Consider the following 16,567-nt stretch of genomic DNA (forward strand, 5'->3'; position numbering starts at 1 on the left):
TTAACGTCAACGCAGTGGCTAGCGTGAGGTTCGTTAAGGAAAAACTATGTTACAACCTTCCAGAGGAGAGTGGCGCTCTGGCGAACATTCCACCAAGTCATCATCGTATGGCTGGCAATGGAAACACGGTGATGCGTGCTTACATGTTGATGAAGCGCTGTTTCGTCATTTTTGGCGTATCGGACTGAGTGAGGATGTCAGCGCGTTATTTTGGTCTTCGTTTGCCACCATCGACAAACTGCAATTACTCAACTTGCTTGATCGAGCGTGCCAATCCAAAAAATCAGGCAGCTACCGTTGTTGGATTAGCCTCAACTCGGTCAGCCACTATGTGCTGTTTCGATTTGTTCCCCAAGCGGAGAATGCCGTAGAGGGGGAAATCCGCAAACTGTTTAGTGTCGATACCAAAGGGAATGAGTTTTCGACGCTGTTTCGCCAAGCGTTCGACAATGATCATCATGGCATTCTGCTCACAGATGCCACAACACAGATCTTGCTGTGCAATCGCTACTTCGAAAATCACACCGGTTACAAGCTCAATCAAATTGTTGGGCAGCGCGCGTCGATTTTGGATTCAGGTAAGCACAGCGATGAGTTTTATCAAAGCATCTCTGAAGAGGTAAACAGCAAAGGGTTGTGGCAAGGCGTGGTGCTTATTCGTACCTTTGGCGGTGCGATTGTGCCGCAGGAACTGACGCTGCAAAAACTCACTTGTGACGATAAAATCTATTACCTTGGTTTGTATGTTGATTTCTCTGACCGACTTTATCGAATTGCTGACATGGAACATGGTGGCGTTGAGTTGTTGACACAGCTGCCAACCGAAAAGCAGTTTACCCAGCAACTGACGGTACGCTGGATGGACTCGAACAATGATGATTTGTTAATGGTGCTGGCATTTTTGCCCAACTTCGCGGCAGGTGATGAATATGAACTGAAACAGCGCCTGTCAGAAAGCTTGGAGAAAAACCGCATCAGTAGCGCCGTGGGTTATTTAGGCGGCAATCACTTTGTTGCGGCGATCGAATGTAACAAAAGCCAAGGACCGAATCAGGTTCAAATCATTCATCAAACCATCCGTAAGTTTTTCGCTCAACTGACCCATTTGAGTGGTGAGGAAGTGCAAAATGCGGTGTTGGGCGGGAAAGTGGGGGTTTCGATACTTGGGCATGATACGCAAAACCCTAAAGTGATGGTGTCACACGCGGTACAAGCCATGCTTGAGCATGATGGTCAGCATAAAGGTATGATCACCTTCTATCACGGTTCGATTCACCGAGAAGTGCTGCGCAGAAGAGAGTTGGAAGAGCTGGTGGTGCGCTCGATCAAAGAGGAATCGGTAGACGTGTTTTACCAGCCGATCGTCGATACGGCGACGTGGGATATCGCCAAGTTTGAAGCGCTGTGCCGTTTTAAAGACAAACATGGCCAGTGGCAGAATACTCAAGAAATGGTTGGCATTGCTGAAGATCTTGAAATGGTTGCCGATCTGGATTGGACAGTAGGCAAGAAATCGCTCGAAGGGTTAAAAGTTATCCACCAACGTTTTGGTCGGCGGATTGGCATTACCATCAACCGTTCACTCAACACCAAGTTGGGTGCTGAAGAGGTGTTGCAAAATGCCGAGCAGATGGTTTGCATGTACGCCGATACACCTGAGTTAGTGACAATAGAGCTGACGGAAAGCGCGTATTTTGATAGCGAGTCGAACCAATCGGAATTGATAAAACGCATTCGTCACATGGGGGTGAGCGTCGCCATTGATGATTTCGGCACAGGGTATTCCTCTTTCACCTATCTGAGTGATTGCAACTTTGATTTGCTCAAAATCGACAGAGAGTTTGTGACCAATATTCGCATTGGTACGCACAAATATCACATCGTCCGAATGATCACGGAGCTATCCCATACCCTTAACGTGAAAGTGGTGGCCGAAGGCGTGGAAACCAAACAGGAATTGGAAGTCTTGTGCGGGTTAGGGGTAGATTTCATTCAAGGCTACTTTTTCTCTAAGCCCCTGCCTTTGGATCAACTGCACTTAGCTTGGAACTATCAAGCTCAACTGAGTGACTTCCTTGAAAGTAACGAGAGTGTGCGAAGCATGGGCGTGCTAAGGCTCTCTTTAGCGACGCAAAGCACGCTTGGGCCTCAAGACACCCTTGGGCAAGCAAAAGCGCTTTTGGATGCGGGCAGCCTTACGGTGATACCGATTGTGGATGATGATGAATGCCTCGGCATTGTCGATAGCGAAACGCTCAATTTGCATCTTTCCGCGACGTTAGGCACAAAACTGGAAACCATGAAAGATCTCTCGATCTCGAAACGGACGCTAAATCAGGTGATGAAGACCCAGTTCTCGAGCATCAGCTACCAGACCAAAGCGGTGGATATCGGCGAGTTGATCGTTCAAGAGTTGCCATTCCCTTGGGTGGTGTTGGATGAGTTGGGCAAATACATGGGCGTTGTGACGCAAAAAGAGGTACTGCGTTACTTTGCTCAGGGATGTTAGGCATGTGGCAATCTGAAGGACATCAATTGCTGTTCGATAAGGCTTTGGGTATCATGCCTGCCCAGTTTTAATCGCATAGCGTTATTCATCATGGTTCAGTTCTTACTCTCTTCGTTTGCTCCAATGTTACTAGGAGCACAACTTGTTTTGACTCTTGTTTTGGTTAAAGGCGATATTTGCCCGGGCCAACGTGGCCGCATTCATAAACTGCTTCCTGCGATTGGTTTGATGTGGATGGCGGTCTCTTCCATTGAGATTGCTGCATTTTTAGTGGTGTTTGCCATTTTCTATTTCTACTCCAAAGTACAAACGGGCAAAACGCGTGATGCAGGGCCACTTTGGGTTCTCTACTTAGCCGATGGCTTAGCGGTGTCGTTTGTTGCGATTCAGGCGATGAAGCAACCCATGTGGGGGGCGTCTGTGGCGACGGTGATGATGGTGGTACTGCTTGGCGCGGCGTTTGCGCACTTGTTGTTAGTGATTGCTCGCTCACGTTTGCAAGCCTTCCACCGCATTTTGCCGTTTAGCGGTATTGTGGCGGCGATGGGCCTAGCGCTTTCGTTGCTGGCTGTTGCGTCTGGCTTTGATGAACAGGCACAGACTCAAGCCATCACCTTGATTCTCACCAGCCTAGCGCTGGTCATTGGCGGCATTGTGGTGTGGTGTTGGCATATTTTCACCGGAAAAACCGCCAGCAAACTTCAGCTTTCAACCTCGTGGCTGATGGTAGTGGCTGCCACCGTCTCTATGCAGATTTTGTTTGTGGTGAATGGATAAGTCTCATCTCTGACGAACATTCAAACATTTAGACCCGCTTCACTTTATCCACTTGAAATAGTGACTACGCTTAATAGAGATGTACCAACAAAGGAGCGTAGTCATGGATCTGAGTAACGTCGCCCGTTTAGACAGCATTATTCTACTGGGCATCGTCAACGAGAAGTTACGACTGGAATGCGACAGCTTTGAAGATCTGGTCAGCATGTACGAAATGGACGTTGAGCAAGTGGTTGGCAAACTGGATGGTTTGGGCTACCAATACGATCCGCTCACCAACCAATTCAAATCATACTCTCGCTAGTGATCATTCCCTTAAGCCATCTTGATGCCATCAAGATGGCTTTTGCATTGTTGTCTTGCCGTCGCAAAAAAGGCTTGAAGATAGCGTTTGTCTTTATCGGCATTGCGTGTGGCGGCAAACAGTCGTCGCCACAATCCCTTACCTAATGGAATACTGGTGATCAGCCCTTGGCGAGAAAATTCGCTGATCGCCCAGTTGGGCAAAGCCGCAACCCCCAAGCCGGCGGAAACCATCTGCACCAGCATCAGTGTGTTGTCTGCTTGTTTCCAGCGAGCGGGCTCGACACCGGCGGGCGCTAAAAAGTGTTTCACCACGTCTAAACGTTGTTTTTGTACCGGATAAGTCAACATGGTCTGATCGGCGAGATCGTCAGGTTGTAAGCGCTCTTTGCTTGCAAGAGGATGGTTGGTGGCGGTAATCAGGCGCATTTCAAAATCAAACAGTGGCTCGTAATGCACTTCAGAGCGAGGCTGGATATCGGACGTGATCACCAAATCCAGTTCACCAGCCATCAAAGCGGGTAGGGGCTCAAAGCCAAAACCGGAGGAAAAATCGAGGGTTACGCTCGGCCAGGTCAACTGATATTCCTTAAGAGCAGGCATGAGCCACTGGAAGCAGGAGTGGCATTCGATCGCCATGTGTAAGCGGCCATTCACGTCTTCTTTTAAGCTCGCCAACTCATTCTCTGCTCTGGCTAACTTTGGCAAAATCTCGTCGGCTAAGCGCAGCAAAATTTCCCCTTCTGAGGTGAACTTAACGGGGCGAGTTTTGCGCAAAAAGAGCTGACCACCAATGCGCGCTTCCAAATCTTTAATTTGATGCGAGAGCGCCGATTGAGTGAGATGCAGTGATGTCGCTGTGGCGGTTAATGAGCCTGTGTCTCGCAATGACGTTAGTGTTTTTAAGTGTTTTAGCTCAATCATGAATCCCTCTCAACCAATCGCTCGTTACATGAGCCTTTTTAACTTACCCAGTTTTTTTGGAGCTGTAAACATCTAGACGTCTATTTATTTTTTTGCTGATGTTTCTTTTCTTATGATGAATTTTTCTAATAAACAAGTTGAATAATTGGAGATTGTCGAAACGCGAGGTTAGCGAGATAGTTTAGCCATCCGGACATCTCGAGAGATGTGACGAATAAGATGTATTGCATCCGCTCAGCAGCCGTTTGTGAGCCGCCTAACCATCCCAGCATAGAAAAATTACGCATAGAAAAATAAGGAATTTGACATGACAACGACCACGCATATCCTCGGCTATCCCCGTATCGGCGAAAAACGCGAACTCAAATTTGCCCAAGAAAAATATTGGCGCGGTGAAATCGACCAAGCTGAACTGAAAAAAGTCGGTGCGAAGTTGCGCCACAAAAATTGGCAAACTCAAGCCTCAGCAGGGCTTAGCTTTGCCGTCGCAGGGGACTTCGCATGGTACGACCATGTTCTGACCACCACCTTGTTGCTTGGCCATGTGCCAAAACGCCATCGTCATGGCTTCCCCGATTTGGATACCTTGTTCCGAGTAGGCCGTGGTCAGTCGCAATCGAGCTGTCCTTGTCATGGTGCGGCCGCGTCAGACATGACGAAATGGTTCAACACCAACTATCACTACATCGTGCCAGAGTTCACGAAGGAGGACACCTTTGAAGTCAGCTGGCCGCAACTGTTTGAAGAAGTGAACGAAGCCGTACAAGCTGGCCACAAAGTAAAACCGGTGCTGCTTGGTCCACTGAGTTATCTCTACCTTGGGAAGGAAATTGAAGACGGATTTGACCGCTTAACACTGTTACCTCGTTTGCTCACCGCATACCAAGCGATTTTGGCCAAGTTGGCCAAGCAAGGTGTTGAATGGGTGCAAATTGATGAACCTATTCTTGCACTTGAGTTGGAAAAACCTTGGCTTGATGCATTTAAGCTTGCTTACCAAGTGATCCGCAGCGAGGTAAAAGTGCTGCTGACCACCTATTTTGACTCTGTGGTTGATACGCTCGATCGTATTGTCGAGCTCTCAGTGGACGGCCTTCATGTTGACCTTTCTGCCGCACCAGAGCAATTGGATGCGGTGCTGGCTAAGTTGCCGCAAAATTGGGTGCTGTCGCTCGGGGTTATCAATGGTCGGAATGTGTGGCGTTCGGACGTCAAAACGCAGCTAGCGCGACTTCAGCCGGTGAAAGTCGCATTGGGCGAGCGCCTTTGGATCGCCAGTTCATGTTCGCTGCTGCATTCACCGGTGGATTTAGATCTCGAAGCGGGTTTGTCTGCAGAAGTGCGTAGTTGGTTTGCTTTTGCTAAACAAAAAGTGTCGGAAGTGGTGCTACTGGGTAAAGCGCTGGATGGTGATGCGGCGGCGATTGCACAGTGTGAGGCGTACAGCCAGCCAATCCAAGCACGCAAGTCGGCTGCTCATGTACACAAAGCAACGGTGCAGTCACGAGTGAACGCGATTACCGCAGAGCTTGCACAGCGCAGTGTGCCTTATGCGGAACGTGCGCGACACCAAGCTGAGGTATTGCAGTTGCCGTTATTGCCAACCACGACGATTGGTTCTTTCCCGCAAACCAGTGAGATTCGTGTTCAGCGCAGTGCCTATCGCAGTGGTCAGCTTTCTTCAGCAGAGTATGAACAGGCGCTAAAGGGCCACATAGCGGATGCGGTAAAACGCCAAGAAGCGCTCGATCTCGATGTGCTTGTGCACGGTGAAGCGGAGCGCAACGACATGGTTGAGTATTTTGCTGAACACTTATCGGGCTTCCAAACCACGCAATTTGGTTGGGTGCAAAGCTACGGTTCGCGCTGTGTGAAACCTGCTATTGTGGTTGCTGATATTGAGCGTGAGCAGCCTATCACGGTGGGTTGGTCTACTTACGCGCAGTCGCTCACTTCAAAACAGATGAAAGGCATGCTGACAGGCCCGGTGACGATTCTATGCTGGACGTTCCCGCGTGAAGACATCAGCCGTAAAGCGATTGCCCAGCAACTGGCGTTGGCGCTTCGTGATGAGGTGTCGGACCTGCAAGATGCAGGCGTCAATATCATTCAAATTGATGAACCGGCGATTCGTGAAGGTCTGCCACTGAAAAAGCGTGATCATCAGAGTTACCTAGATTGGGCGGTCGAAGCGTTTCGCATTTCAGCAGCGAGTGCGAGGCCAGAAACGCAGATCCACACGCACATGTGCTACAGCGAGTTCAACGAAATCATTGAGTCGGTGGCGGCATTGGATGCCGATGTGATTACCATCGAAACGTCACGCTCGAATATGGAACTGCTTAAAGCATTTGAAGAGTTCAACTACCCAAATGAAATTGGTCCGGGTGTGTATGATATCCATTCACCAAACATTCCAAGCGAAGAGTGGATTGTCGATCTCGTGAAAAAAGCGGCGCAGAAGATCCCAGTAGAGCGCTTGTGGGTAAACCCAGACTGCGGTTTGAAAACACGCAACTGGCCAGAAACCGAAGCGGCGTTGGCAAACTTGGTGTCTGCAGCAAAACGCCTGAGAAACGAGTTAGCCGAGGAGACTAGCGCAGTGAATCACGAGGCAGTGGCAGTCGTAGAAACAGAAGCTTAAAGCGAGCGCGTAAAGAGACCGAATGAGTCATAAAACAAAAAGGGTTGGCATAGTGCCAACCCCTTTTTCGTTCTATCGCTGCTCAGTCTTACTGACAAGAGACAAAAGATTCAGTGGATTATTGCTGATCTTGAGTCGCTTGGATTGCAGTTAGAGCGATGGTGTAGACGATATCGTCGACTAGCGCGCCACGAGATAGGTCGTTTACAGGCTTGCGCATACCTTGCAGCATTGGACCGATAGAAACAAGGTCTGCTGAACGTTGTACCGCTTTGTAAGTCGTGTTACCCGTGTTGAGGTCTGGGAATACGAATACAGTCGCTTTACCTGCTACTGGAGAGTTAGGCGCTTTAGAAGCTGCCACGTTTTCCATGATCGCTGCGTCGTACTGCAGAGGACCGTCGATGATCAGATCAGGACGTTTCTCTTGAGCCAGTTTGGTCGCTTCACGTACTTTATCAACGTCTGCACCCTTACCAGATTCACCAGTAGAGTAAGAGATCATTGCTACGCGTGGGTCAATACCAAAGGCTGCAGCAGAATCCGCAGATTGAATCGCGATTTCTGCAAGCTGTTCTGCCGTTGGATCTGGGTTGATCGCACAGTCACCGTAAACCAGTACTTGATCAGGCAGAAGCATGAAGAATACAGAAGATACGATAGACGCATTTGGTGCAGTCTTGATAATTTGGAACGGAGGAACGATGGTGTTTGCCGTCGTGTGAACCGCACCAGAAACAAGACCGTCAACTTCATCGTTCTCAAGCATCATAGTGCCTAGGAACACAGAATCTTGCAGCTTCTCACGAGCCACAACTTCCGTCATGCCTTTCGAGCCACGTAGTTCAACAAGACGAGCAACGTAGTTTTCACGAATCGCGTCTGCATCGATGATCTTAACGCCAGCGCCCAGTTCAACACCTTGTTGTGCTGCCACGCGCTTGATCTCTTCAGGGTTACCTAGCAGCACACATTCTGCGATACCGCGTTCAGCACAGATCGCCGCCGCTTTCACAGTACGTGGCTCGTCACCTTCAGGAAGAACGATGCGTTTACCCGCTTTACGAGCAAGCTCAGTCAACTGGTAACGGAATGCTGGAGGACTTAGACGACGAGAACGCTCAGTACCTTCTGTCATTGACTCAATCCAGTTGCCATCGATGTGACCCGCAACGTGGTCGTTGATGAACTCGATACGCTCTTTATCGTCTGCAGGTACTTCTAGGCTGAAGCTCTGTAGATTGAGCGAAGTCTGCCAAGTGTTACCTTGTGCTTTGAAAATTGGAAGGCCACTTTCAAACGCTGGCTTACATAGCTTTTCGATCTCTGTAGGAATATCGTAACCGCCAGTCAGTAGTACCGCACCGATTTCCACGCCGTTCATTGCTGCTAGAGAAGCCGCAACGATAACGTCTGGACGGTCTGCAGAAGTCACAAGCAGTGAGCCTGGTTTGAAGTGCTCAATCATGTGTGGCAGAGAACGTGCACAGAAGGTGATGCTCTTAATACGACGAGTGTTGATGTCGCCTTCGTTGATCACTTCTGCTTTCAGGTGCTTCGCCATATCGATTGCGCGAGTTGCAATCAGGTTGATGCTCCATGGCACACAACCTAGAACGCGAATTGGGCTAGAGTTGAAGATTTGCATCACTTCTAGCTGGTTTTGTTTCGCGCTGTCTGCGTCATCAAAGATCTCTGATAGATCAGGACGCGTACGGCCTGCTTCATCAACTGGTGCGTTTAGCTTGTTGATGATAACACCAGAGATGTTTTTGTTTTTTGTGCCACCGAAGTTTGAACAAGCCACTTCGATACGCTCTTTTAGCTGTGCTGGGTTGTCAGTGCCTGGGGTCGCCACAAGAACAATTTCAGCACCAAGTGTTGCCGCGATTTCTGCGTTTACTTGGTTAGCAAATGGGTGCTTACGAGTAGGAACAAGACCTTCGATTAGCGTTACGTCTGCATCTTTATTAATTTGGTTGTAACGTTCTACAACCGTTTCTAGCAGTTCGTCCATGTTGTCGTTACCGATTAGGTTCTCAGCAACAGACATCAATAGGGGTTCGCCAATCTTCATATCGCTGTTTGCGCCAACGATAGTGGTAGTAAGATCAGGAAGATCACCGCCGCTACGTGGTTGTGCGATAGGCTTGTAGAAAGAAACTTTAACGCCTTTGCGCTCCATAGCGCGAAGAACACCCATGCTTACGCTAGTAAGACCAACACCAGCACTCGCAGGGATAAGCATAATAGTACGGGACATCAGAGAAAGTACCTTTAACTATTGGGGGATTTAAAGCTTTACTGCTTATGGTTTGGCGGACCAAACAATAGAAGTGAAGCCCCAGATTCTTTATCAAAAAGAAATCTGGCTAGCCTGAAGGCTAGCCAGAGAAGTCAATTAAAGACCTGCTAGGCGAGCAGTGTCTTCTGCAATAACGAGCTCTTCGTTAGTCGAGATAACCATTGCTGGGATACGGCTGTTTGCTGTTGTGATAACACCTTCGCCGCCGAAACGTGCTTTAAGGTTAGCTTCGCTGTCAACTTCGATACCGAAGATGCCTAGGCGGTTAAGAACCATTTCACGGATAGGTGCAGAGTTCTCACCGATACCACCAGTGAAAGTGATAGCATCTAGACGACCTTCTAGAGTAGCAGTGTAACCAGCTACGTATTTCGCTAGGCGGTGGCAGAATACGTCCATCGCACGCGTTGCTTCTTCTTTTTGACCGTAGTTGTCTTCAACGAAACGACAGTCAGAAGTCACTTCAGTTAGACCAGCAAGGCCAGACTCTTTGGTTAGCATAGTGTTGATTTTCTCAACAGAGTAGCCAAGAGTGTCGTGTAGGTGGAAGATGATCGCAGGATCGATGTCACCACAACGAGTACCCATTACTAGACCTTCAAGTGGCGTTAGACCCATTGAAGTATCAACAGATTGGCCGTTCTTCACTGCACAAACAGACGCACCGTTACCTAGGTGACAGTTGATGATGTTTACTTCTTCAACTGGTTTGTTTAGTAGGCCTGCAACTTCACGAGTGATGAATAGGTGTGAAGTACCGTGCATGCCGTAACGACGGATACCGTGCTCTTTGTAAAGGTTGTATGGAAGTGCGTATAGGTACGCTTCTTCTGGCATAGTTTGGTGGAAAGCGGTGTCAAACACAGCAACGTTTTTCAGTGCTGGGAAAGATTTTTGAGCGGCTTTGATACCAATGATGTGCGCAGGGTTGTGAAGAGGAGCAAGCGTTGCACAATCTTCAATACCTTTAAGAACTTCGTCAGTGATTAGAGCTGATTGAGTGAACTGCTCACCACCGTGTACTACGCGGTGACCGATTGCAGCTAGGTTTTCAGAAAGCTCTGGCTTAGAAGCAAGAATAGTTTCTACCATGAACGCTAGTGCTTCTTCGTGTGCTGCACCGTTACCTAGTTGAGCTTCGTGCTTACCATCAAGTTTCCACTTGATGCGAGCTTCAGGAAGGTGAAGACATTCAGCAAGACCTGAAAGATGCTCTGCACCATTCTCAGCATCAACAACAGCAAATTTAAGAGAAGAACTACCGCAGTTTAAAACTAAAACTAGCTTAGACATGTGTGACTACCTGTTATTCGTCTGATTAAAATCAGTAAGGATGAAAAATCATTCACAAGAATAGACGATGCAACCAAAGCTGCGCACTAATCTTGGTCAAAAAACTTTCAATTTCCGTATTTCTAAGAGAGAGGTGAACCCGTATCACCACTTTGCGATCCATTGCAGAAGGTCTTCAGAGTTGCTTAAATTGTAAATAACAGCAACAATGAGATTGAGGGTCTGCAAAGGATAGCGATAATAAGCAATGATAACAAAAAAAATTTGAAAGAATATTAACTTTCATCAATTTTTTGCGTTTTCAGTTGAAATCTTCAACTAATTTTTAGTGAGAGAGCAGTATGAACAATAAAGTCGGACTTGCCCACAGTCTGAGAGATGGGCAAAAGTACATGGATACTTGGCCGATGCGCAAAGAGCTGAGCGCAATCTTTCCTGAGCAAAGGATTATCAAAGCGACGCGTTTTGGTATTAAAGTGATGCCTGCGATAGCGGCCATCAGTGTCCTGACTCAAATGGCGTTCAACAATTATCAAGCTCTGCCTCAAGCGATTGTCATGGCTTTATTTGCATTGAGTTTGCCTTTGCAAGGAATGTGGTGGTTAGGCCATCGTTCCAATACTCAACTGCCACCGGCACTGGCCACGTGGTATCGAGAATTGCATCAGAAAATTGTCGAAAGTGGTTCGGCATTAGAACCGCTTAAATCCCGACCTCGCTACAAAGAGTTGGCGCATACCTTAAACCGCGCTTTCCGTCACTTAGATAAATCCGCGCTCGAGCGTTGGTTCTAAGTTTCCTCTTGTTCAAAAAAGATCGTTAACGGGCAGCCAATCGGGTTGCCCGTTTTGCTTTTGCCCGCTGAGTGACCGTCATTGATCTCTCGTTTTGTTGTATTTCTGTTAAATCCTGCTTTCCTAATAGAGAAGTTGCTGGTAATAATGTCATTCAGATGTACAAAAAGTGCACAAAAATAATTGCTTAACCTTGCTCATCCAGAGTGGAGGTTTCGTGATACCACACAACATCTCAACCTATGCTGAATTCAAGGAGTCAAGATGAAAGCAGGAAAACTGATCGCCACGGCCGTTCTTGCCGGTGCTGCTTTAATTTCTTCCCATTCTGTGATGGCAAAAATGGCCAAAGTTGCCGTTTCACAAATCGTTGAACACCCCGCACTTGATGCCACCCGACAAGGCCTTTTAGATGGACTAAAAGCAAAAGGGTATGTCGAAGGAGAAAACCTCGAGTTCGATTACAAAACGGCGCAAGGTAACCCAGCGATTGCGGTACAAATTGCTCGTCAGTTTGTGGGGGAAAGCCCGGATGTCTTAGTTGGCATCGCGACCCCAACGGCTCAGGCACTGGTGTCGGCCACGCGCTCTATACCAGTTGTTTTCACCGCAGTGACCGATCCGGTTGGCGCTAAACTGGTGAAATCCATGGAGCAACCTGGGAAAAACGTCACTGGTCTTTCCGATCTCTCACCCGTATCTCAGCACGTCGACCTGATTAAAGAGCTGTTGCCTAACGCCAAGGCGATTGGTGTAGTGTACAACCCAGGCGAAGCAAACGCGGTTACCTTGGTTGAGCTATTGAAGAAAAGCGCGGCAGAAAAAGGGTTAAAGGTGGTGGAATCGACAGCACTAAAAAGTGCGGATGTTCAATCTGCGACTCAAGCGATTGCTGCGAAATCTGACGTGATTTACGCTCCGACGGATAACACAGTGGCCAGTGCGATTGAAGGGATGATTGTTGCTGCCAATCAAGCGAAAAAACCGGTATTTGGTGGTGCAACTTCCTATGTTGAGAAAGGGGCAATCGCAGGCTTAGGTTTCGATTACTACCAAGTTGGAGTGCAAACGGCGGATTACGTTGCTGCGATCTTGGAAGGTCAAGAGCCAGGTAAGCTAGACGTAAAAGTGGCAACGGGATCAGATCTTGTTGTGAATCAAGGCACTGCAGAGAAATTAGGTATTACTATTCCAGCCTCTGTGCTTTCTCGAGCCACAGACGTCAAATAAAATCCTATCTAGGGCCGACGGAGATTCGGCCCTTTGTTAGAGCAGAATAAAGGAGTTGCTATGTCTGCTTTTGCGTTTTTCGGTGCGCTAGAAATTGGCTTACTTTACGGCTTAGTTGCCTTAGGTGTTTACTTAACCTTTAGGGTTCTCGATTTTCCGGATTTGAGTGTCGATGGCAGTTTCCCGATGGGTGCTGCGGTTGCGGCAACCGCTATCGTTGCGGGTGTGAATCCATGGCTAGCTACTGGGATGGCCATTCTAGCTGGTGCGATGACTGGTTGGGTGACCGCTTTTTTGGCGGTGCGCTGCGGTATTCTTCATCTTTTGGCTTCCATCCTAACCATGATTGCGGCGTTCTCAATCAACATTCGTATTATGGGGCGACCAAACTTAGCGTTACTAGGTGAAGAGACCATTTTGACCCCGTTTGAAAGCTTGGGTGATCCCATGTTCATCCGCCCATTGGTGGTCGGTATTCTCGTTTTGATCTCCTCTTGGCTGGTGGTACGCCTGCTCAACAGTGATTTTGGCTTAGGCTTACGCGCTACCGGTGTTAACGCACGCATGGTGCGCGCACAAGGAGGTAGCACCTCTTTTTACACCTATTTCGGCCTTGCGCTGTCGAATGGCTTCGTCGGTTTTGCGGGGGCGTTATTTGCGCAAACCAACAGTTTTGCCGATGTGACGTCGGGTGTCGGGACCATCGTGGTGGGTTTGGCTGCAGTGATTCTTGGGCAAACGTTGATTCCGGGACGAAAAATTTGGGTTGCCGTTGTCGCGGTCATCGTCGGCTCAGTCCTTTACCGTTTGGCGGTCGCCTTTGCGCTAAGTTCTGGCATGTTTGGTCTGCAAGCGTCGGATCTCAATTTAGTCACGGCAGTGCTGGTTGCCATCGCGTTGATTGCGCCAAAACTAAAAGGAAACATGGCGATAAAAAAGCCCGTTAACTCAGGAGCAAGTGGTGGCAAACAGAAGTCAGGAGGTGCGCTATGATTCGTTTGGAAGATATTCAGGTCACCTTTAATCGAGGCACCATTTTAGAAAATCGTGCGCTAAGTGGTGTTACGCTCGAAGTGCCAGAGCATCAGTTTTTGACGGTGATTGGTTCTAACGGGGCGGGTAAATCGACCTTACTTGGCGCGGTGACAGGTGAAACCCCCATGGTGGGTGGCAAGGTATTGATCGATGACGTCGATGTGACATCACAGACGGTTGACCAGCGAGCCTCTCTTTGTGCTCGTGTGTTCCAAGACCCGCTTGCAGGCACCTGTGGCGCGTTAACCATTGAAGAAAACATGGCGCTTGCGTACATGCGTGGAAAAAAGCGAGGTTGGCACTTATCGCTCTCCGCAAAGCGTCGCAAACTGTTTCAAGAGCGGATCAGCATTTTGGGGCTAGGGTTAGAAGATCGTTTGGGTGACAGTATTGGTCTTCTTTCTGGCGGACAACGTCAGGCGGTCAGCCTTGTGATGGCTACGTTGTCAGACAGCAAACTCTTACTGCTTGATGAGCATACAGCAGCACTTGATCCACGCATGGCGGCGTTCATCATTGATCTCACCAAACGGATCGTCAAAGAGTTTAACCTGACCGTTATGATGGTGACGCACTCGATGAAAGACGCGTTGGCGTGTGGCGATCGCACGGTCATGCTGCACCAAGGTGAAATTGTGCTGGATGTTGTTGGTGAGCAGCGAGAGGGGATGCAGGTGAAAGATCTCCTCGAGATGTTCTCTAAAGTGCGTGGCGAAGAGTTGGCCGACGACAGCTTACTGCTCAATTAGTTTTTCTCTACGCCCTCACTATCCTCCTACCGATTGTGATCTCCCCTTGAAAAATAACGTGATTTTTATTTCTCAAGGGGGGATGTCGCTCAGCACTGTGCTTTTAGAATGGTATGAAATACCGATTAAAAGAGTACTCGCAATGACCCTACCTTTTCTTTTTCATGCGCAAACGCCGGATTATTTCCGCGTTGAGAATCAAATCGCTCACGTTACCTTAAGAGCTCAGCCTGAAGGCATTCAAGCCGTCTACCTGCGGCACGAGCCGGACAATGAAGAATACTTAGTGGAAATGCAGCGAGTCTCTAAGTTAGGAGAACTCGATGGCTGGCAAGCGTCATTCCCTTTGAATAAAGACCGAGAGATTACCCAGTACGTTTTCAAAGTGATCACAGAGGGTGCCACCGTCTGGTTAGACGCTCGTGGCGTACAGAAACGGATGCCAGGCAGCGAGTACCATTTCAAATACAACCAATCTCATCAGCCGCCAGAGTGGGTGAGTGAGCAGATTTTCTATCAAATTTTCCCTGATCGCTTCTGTAATGGTAACCCGGAGATCAGCGTTAGAAGTGGCGAATACTCGGTAAAAAATGGCACGCGTCCTGTGGTCGCAAAAGAGTGGGGAGCAGCCGTTGACAAAAACAATGGCTATGGGGGTTGTGAGTTTTATGGCGGGGACTTGGCTGGAATTCGCAGCAAACTGGATTACCTGCAAACCTTAGGCGTGACAGCGCTCTATCTTAATCCAATTTTTTCGGCGCCAAGCAATCACAAATACGACACCACCGATTACTTAACCATTGATCCGCATTTGGGAAGCAATCAAGAGTTTGCAGAGTTGAGCGAAGCGCTTCATCAACGCGGTATGAAAATTGTGCTTGATGCCGTTTTTAATCACACCTCATGTGAGCACCCTTGGTTTGATAAAAATGGGGTAGGTGAGATGGGGGCTTATCACCACATCGAATCGCCGTATCGCCATTATTATTTTTTCGAAGACGATAGCCAGAATTATATTGGCTGGAAGGGCGTTGACAGCTTACCAGTACTGAATTTTGAACATGAAGAGGTACGTAATTACATTTATGCCAGCGAACAAGCGGCCATTCGCCACTGGTTGAAAGCACCTTATCGAATCGATGGTTGGCGTTTTGACGTGATCCACATGCTTGGAGAAGGTGAAGGGGCGAGCAACAATGCCTACTATGTTAAGCAGTTCCGCAATGCGACTAAACAAGAAAACCCTCAAGCTTATGTATTGGGGGAGCATTTCTTTGAGGCGAGTAAGTGGCTCCAAGGCGATCAAGAAGACGGCTCGATGAATTACTACGGCTTTGCGCATCCAGTGAGAGCATTATTGGCCCAAAAAGACATTGCCTACCACCCTATTGAGATCGACTGCATCGACTTTGTTGATTGGCTAAATGAATCACGCGCTAAAGTACCTTGGCTTAACCAGCTCAGCCAGTTCAATCAACTCGACAGCCACGACACCGCACGTTTTATTACCTTGTTGGAAAATGACCAAGCGCGCATGAACATTGCTCTCGGCTTGCTGTTCACTTATGTCGGAACCCCATGCATTTATTATGGTAGTGAAGTTGGGCTGGAAGGTGAGAATGACCCAGATAACCGCCGCTGTTTCCCGTGGGAGCGTATTGGTCATGTGGAGACGTTCCAATATCACCAACGCCTGATTGAACTTCGCAAAACGTCTAAGGCGCTGCAGCAAGGTTCGATCCAATTTTTGCATGTTGAACCAGCGTCGTTCAGTTTTGCTCGTCAGTATGGTGAAGACACTCTGCTTGTTATGGTCAACTTAGATTCGAAGGCATGCACTATGACGCTGCCAATTTGGCAACTTGGAAAGCCGCAGGGACGTCTGGTTTCCCTATTGGGTAATGAAAGTGCTTTGCAAGTAAATGGTAAAGTTGCGGTTAATATCTCTTCTGAATCCATTCAAATTTGGAAACTTGAGTGACAGTTCTAGCACAATCTATTAAT

At 48.3% G+C, this 16,567-nt stretch carries 12 protein-coding genes; 9 read left to right on the plus strand and 3 right to left on the minus strand.

Going from position 1 to position 16,567, the window contains the following annotated elements; translation table 11 throughout:
- Positions 1-46 precede the first annotated feature (46 nt).
- From AOT11_RS12490 to AOT11_RS12500, 3 genes are all read left to right on the plus strand, one after another.
- Positions 47-2,509: an EAL domain-containing protein gene (locus AOT11_RS12490; RefSeq protein ID WP_017421929.1), complete on the plus strand. Its 2,463-nt coding sequence runs from the start codon at positions 47-49 to the stop codon at positions 2,507-2,509.
- A gap of 90 nt (positions 2,510-2,599) precedes the next feature.
- Positions 2,600-3,286, plus strand: a complete 687-nt coding sequence (locus AOT11_RS12495; protein ID WP_017421927.1) for a hypothetical protein — start codon at positions 2,600-2,602, stop codon at positions 3,284-3,286.
- Between the two features lie 103 nt (positions 3,287-3,389).
- Positions 3,390-3,590 (plus strand): DUF4250 domain-containing protein, encoded by a 201-nt coding sequence (locus tag AOT11_RS12500; RefSeq protein ID WP_026050635.1) that lies wholly within the window; start codon positions 3,390-3,392, stop codon positions 3,588-3,590.
- Positions 3,591-3,601: 11 nt separating this feature from the next.
- Here AOT11_RS12500 and metR read toward each other — a convergent pair whose 3' ends face one another.
- Positions 3,602-4,513: an HTH-type transcriptional regulator MetR gene (gene metR, locus AOT11_RS12505; RefSeq protein WP_017421925.1), complete on the minus strand. Its 912-nt coding sequence runs from the start codon at positions 4,511-4,513 to the stop codon at positions 3,602-3,604.
- Between the two features lie 307 nt (positions 4,514-4,820).
- Between metR and metE the strand changes: the two genes are divergently transcribed.
- On the plus strand, positions 4,821-7,157 hold the full coding sequence (gene metE / locus AOT11_RS12510) for a 5-methyltetrahydropteroyltriglutamate--homocysteine S-methyltransferase (protein ID WP_017421924.1): 2,337 nt from the start codon (positions 4,821-4,823) through the stop codon (positions 7,155-7,157).
- A gap of 118 nt (positions 7,158-7,275) precedes the next feature.
- Here metE and pta read toward each other — a convergent pair whose 3' ends face one another.
- On the minus strand, positions 7,276-9,420 hold the full coding sequence (pta, locus tag AOT11_RS12515; RefSeq protein WP_017421923.1) for a phosphate acetyltransferase: 2,145 nt from the start codon (positions 9,418-9,420) through the stop codon (positions 7,276-7,278).
- Positions 9,421-9,558: 138 nt separating this feature from the next.
- A complete protein-coding gene (locus AOT11_RS12520; RefSeq protein WP_017421922.1) occupies positions 9,559-10,755 on the minus strand; it encodes an acetate kinase in 1,197 nt (398 codons plus the stop codon).
- 341 nt (positions 10,756-11,096) lie between these two features.
- Between AOT11_RS12520 and yfbV the strand changes: the two genes are divergently transcribed.
- The 5 genes from yfbV to malZ all read left to right on the plus strand — a co-directional run bounded on the left by yfbV (position 11,097) and on the right by malZ (position 16,544).
- Positions 11,097-11,549: a terminus macrodomain insulation protein YfbV gene (gene yfbV / locus AOT11_RS12525; protein ID WP_011080095.1), complete on the plus strand. Its 453-nt coding sequence runs from the start codon at positions 11,097-11,099 to the stop codon at positions 11,547-11,549.
- A gap of 264 nt (positions 11,550-11,813) precedes the next feature.
- On the plus strand, positions 11,814-12,779 hold the full coding sequence (locus AOT11_RS12530) for an ABC transporter substrate-binding protein (protein ID WP_017421921.1): 966 nt from the start codon (positions 11,814-11,816) through the stop codon (positions 12,777-12,779).
- A gap of 60 nt (positions 12,780-12,839) precedes the next feature.
- Positions 12,840-13,772: an ABC transporter permease gene (locus AOT11_RS12535; protein ID WP_011150648.1), complete on the plus strand. Its 933-nt coding sequence runs from the start codon at positions 12,840-12,842 to the stop codon at positions 13,770-13,772.
- Positions 13,769-14,563: an ABC transporter ATP-binding protein gene (locus AOT11_RS12540; protein WP_017421920.1), complete on the plus strand. Its 795-nt coding sequence runs from the start codon at positions 13,769-13,771 to the stop codon at positions 14,561-14,563. Before AOT11_RS12535 ends, AOT11_RS12540 begins: the two co-directional genes overlap by 4 nt.
- 142 nt (positions 14,564-14,705) lie before the next feature.
- Positions 14,706-16,544: a maltodextrin glucosidase gene (gene malZ / locus AOT11_RS12545; protein WP_026050636.1), complete on the plus strand. Its 1,839-nt coding sequence runs from the start codon at positions 14,706-14,708 to the stop codon at positions 16,542-16,544.
- Positions 16,545-16,567 lie beyond the last annotated feature (23 nt).

It is taken from the genome of Vibrio vulnificus NBRC 15645 = ATCC 27562 (assembly GCF_002224265.1).
Taxonomy (GTDB): domain Bacteria; phylum Pseudomonadota; class Gammaproteobacteria; order Enterobacterales; family Vibrionaceae; genus Vibrio; species Vibrio vulnificus.

Coding starts and splice junctions, on each gene's coding strand:
- AOT11_RS12490 (WP_017421929.1), top strand. CDS start 47: ATGTTACAACCTTCCAGAGGAGAGTGGCGCTCTGGCGAACATTCCACC.
- AOT11_RS12495 (WP_017421927.1), top strand. CDS start 2,600: ATGGTTCAGTTCTTACTCTCTTCGTTTGCTCCAATGTTACTAGGAGCA.
- AOT11_RS12530 (WP_017421921.1), top strand. CDS start 11,814: ATGAAAGCAGGAAAACTGATCGCCACGGCCGTTCTTGCCGGTGCTGCT.
- AOT11_RS12540 (WP_017421920.1), top strand. CDS start 13,769: ATGATTCGTTTGGAAGATATTCAGGTCACCTTTAATCGAGGCACCATT.
- AOT11_RS12500 (WP_026050635.1), top strand. CDS start 3,390: ATGGATCTGAGTAACGTCGCCCGTTTAGACAGCATTATTCTACTGGGC.
- AOT11_RS12535 (WP_011150648.1), top strand. CDS start 12,840: ATGTCTGCTTTTGCGTTTTTCGGTGCGCTAGAAATTGGCTTACTTTAC.
- metE (WP_017421924.1), top strand. CDS start 4,821: ATGACAACGACCACGCATATCCTCGGCTATCCCCGTATCGGCGAAAAA.
- pta (WP_017421923.1), bottom strand. CDS start 9,420: ATGTCCCGTACTATTATGCTTATCCCTGCGAGTGCTGGTGTTGGTCTT.
- metR (WP_017421925.1), bottom strand. CDS start 4,513: ATGATTGAGCTAAAACACTTAAAAACACTAACGTCATTGCGAGACACA.
- yfbV (WP_011080095.1), top strand. CDS start 11,097: ATGAACAATAAAGTCGGACTTGCCCACAGTCTGAGAGATGGGCAAAAG.
- malZ (WP_026050636.1), top strand. CDS start 14,706: ATGACCCTACCTTTTCTTTTTCATGCGCAAACGCCGGATTATTTCCGC.
- AOT11_RS12520 (WP_017421922.1), bottom strand. CDS start 10,755: ATGTCTAAGCTAGTTTTAGTTTTAAACTGCGGTAGTTCTTCTCTTAAA.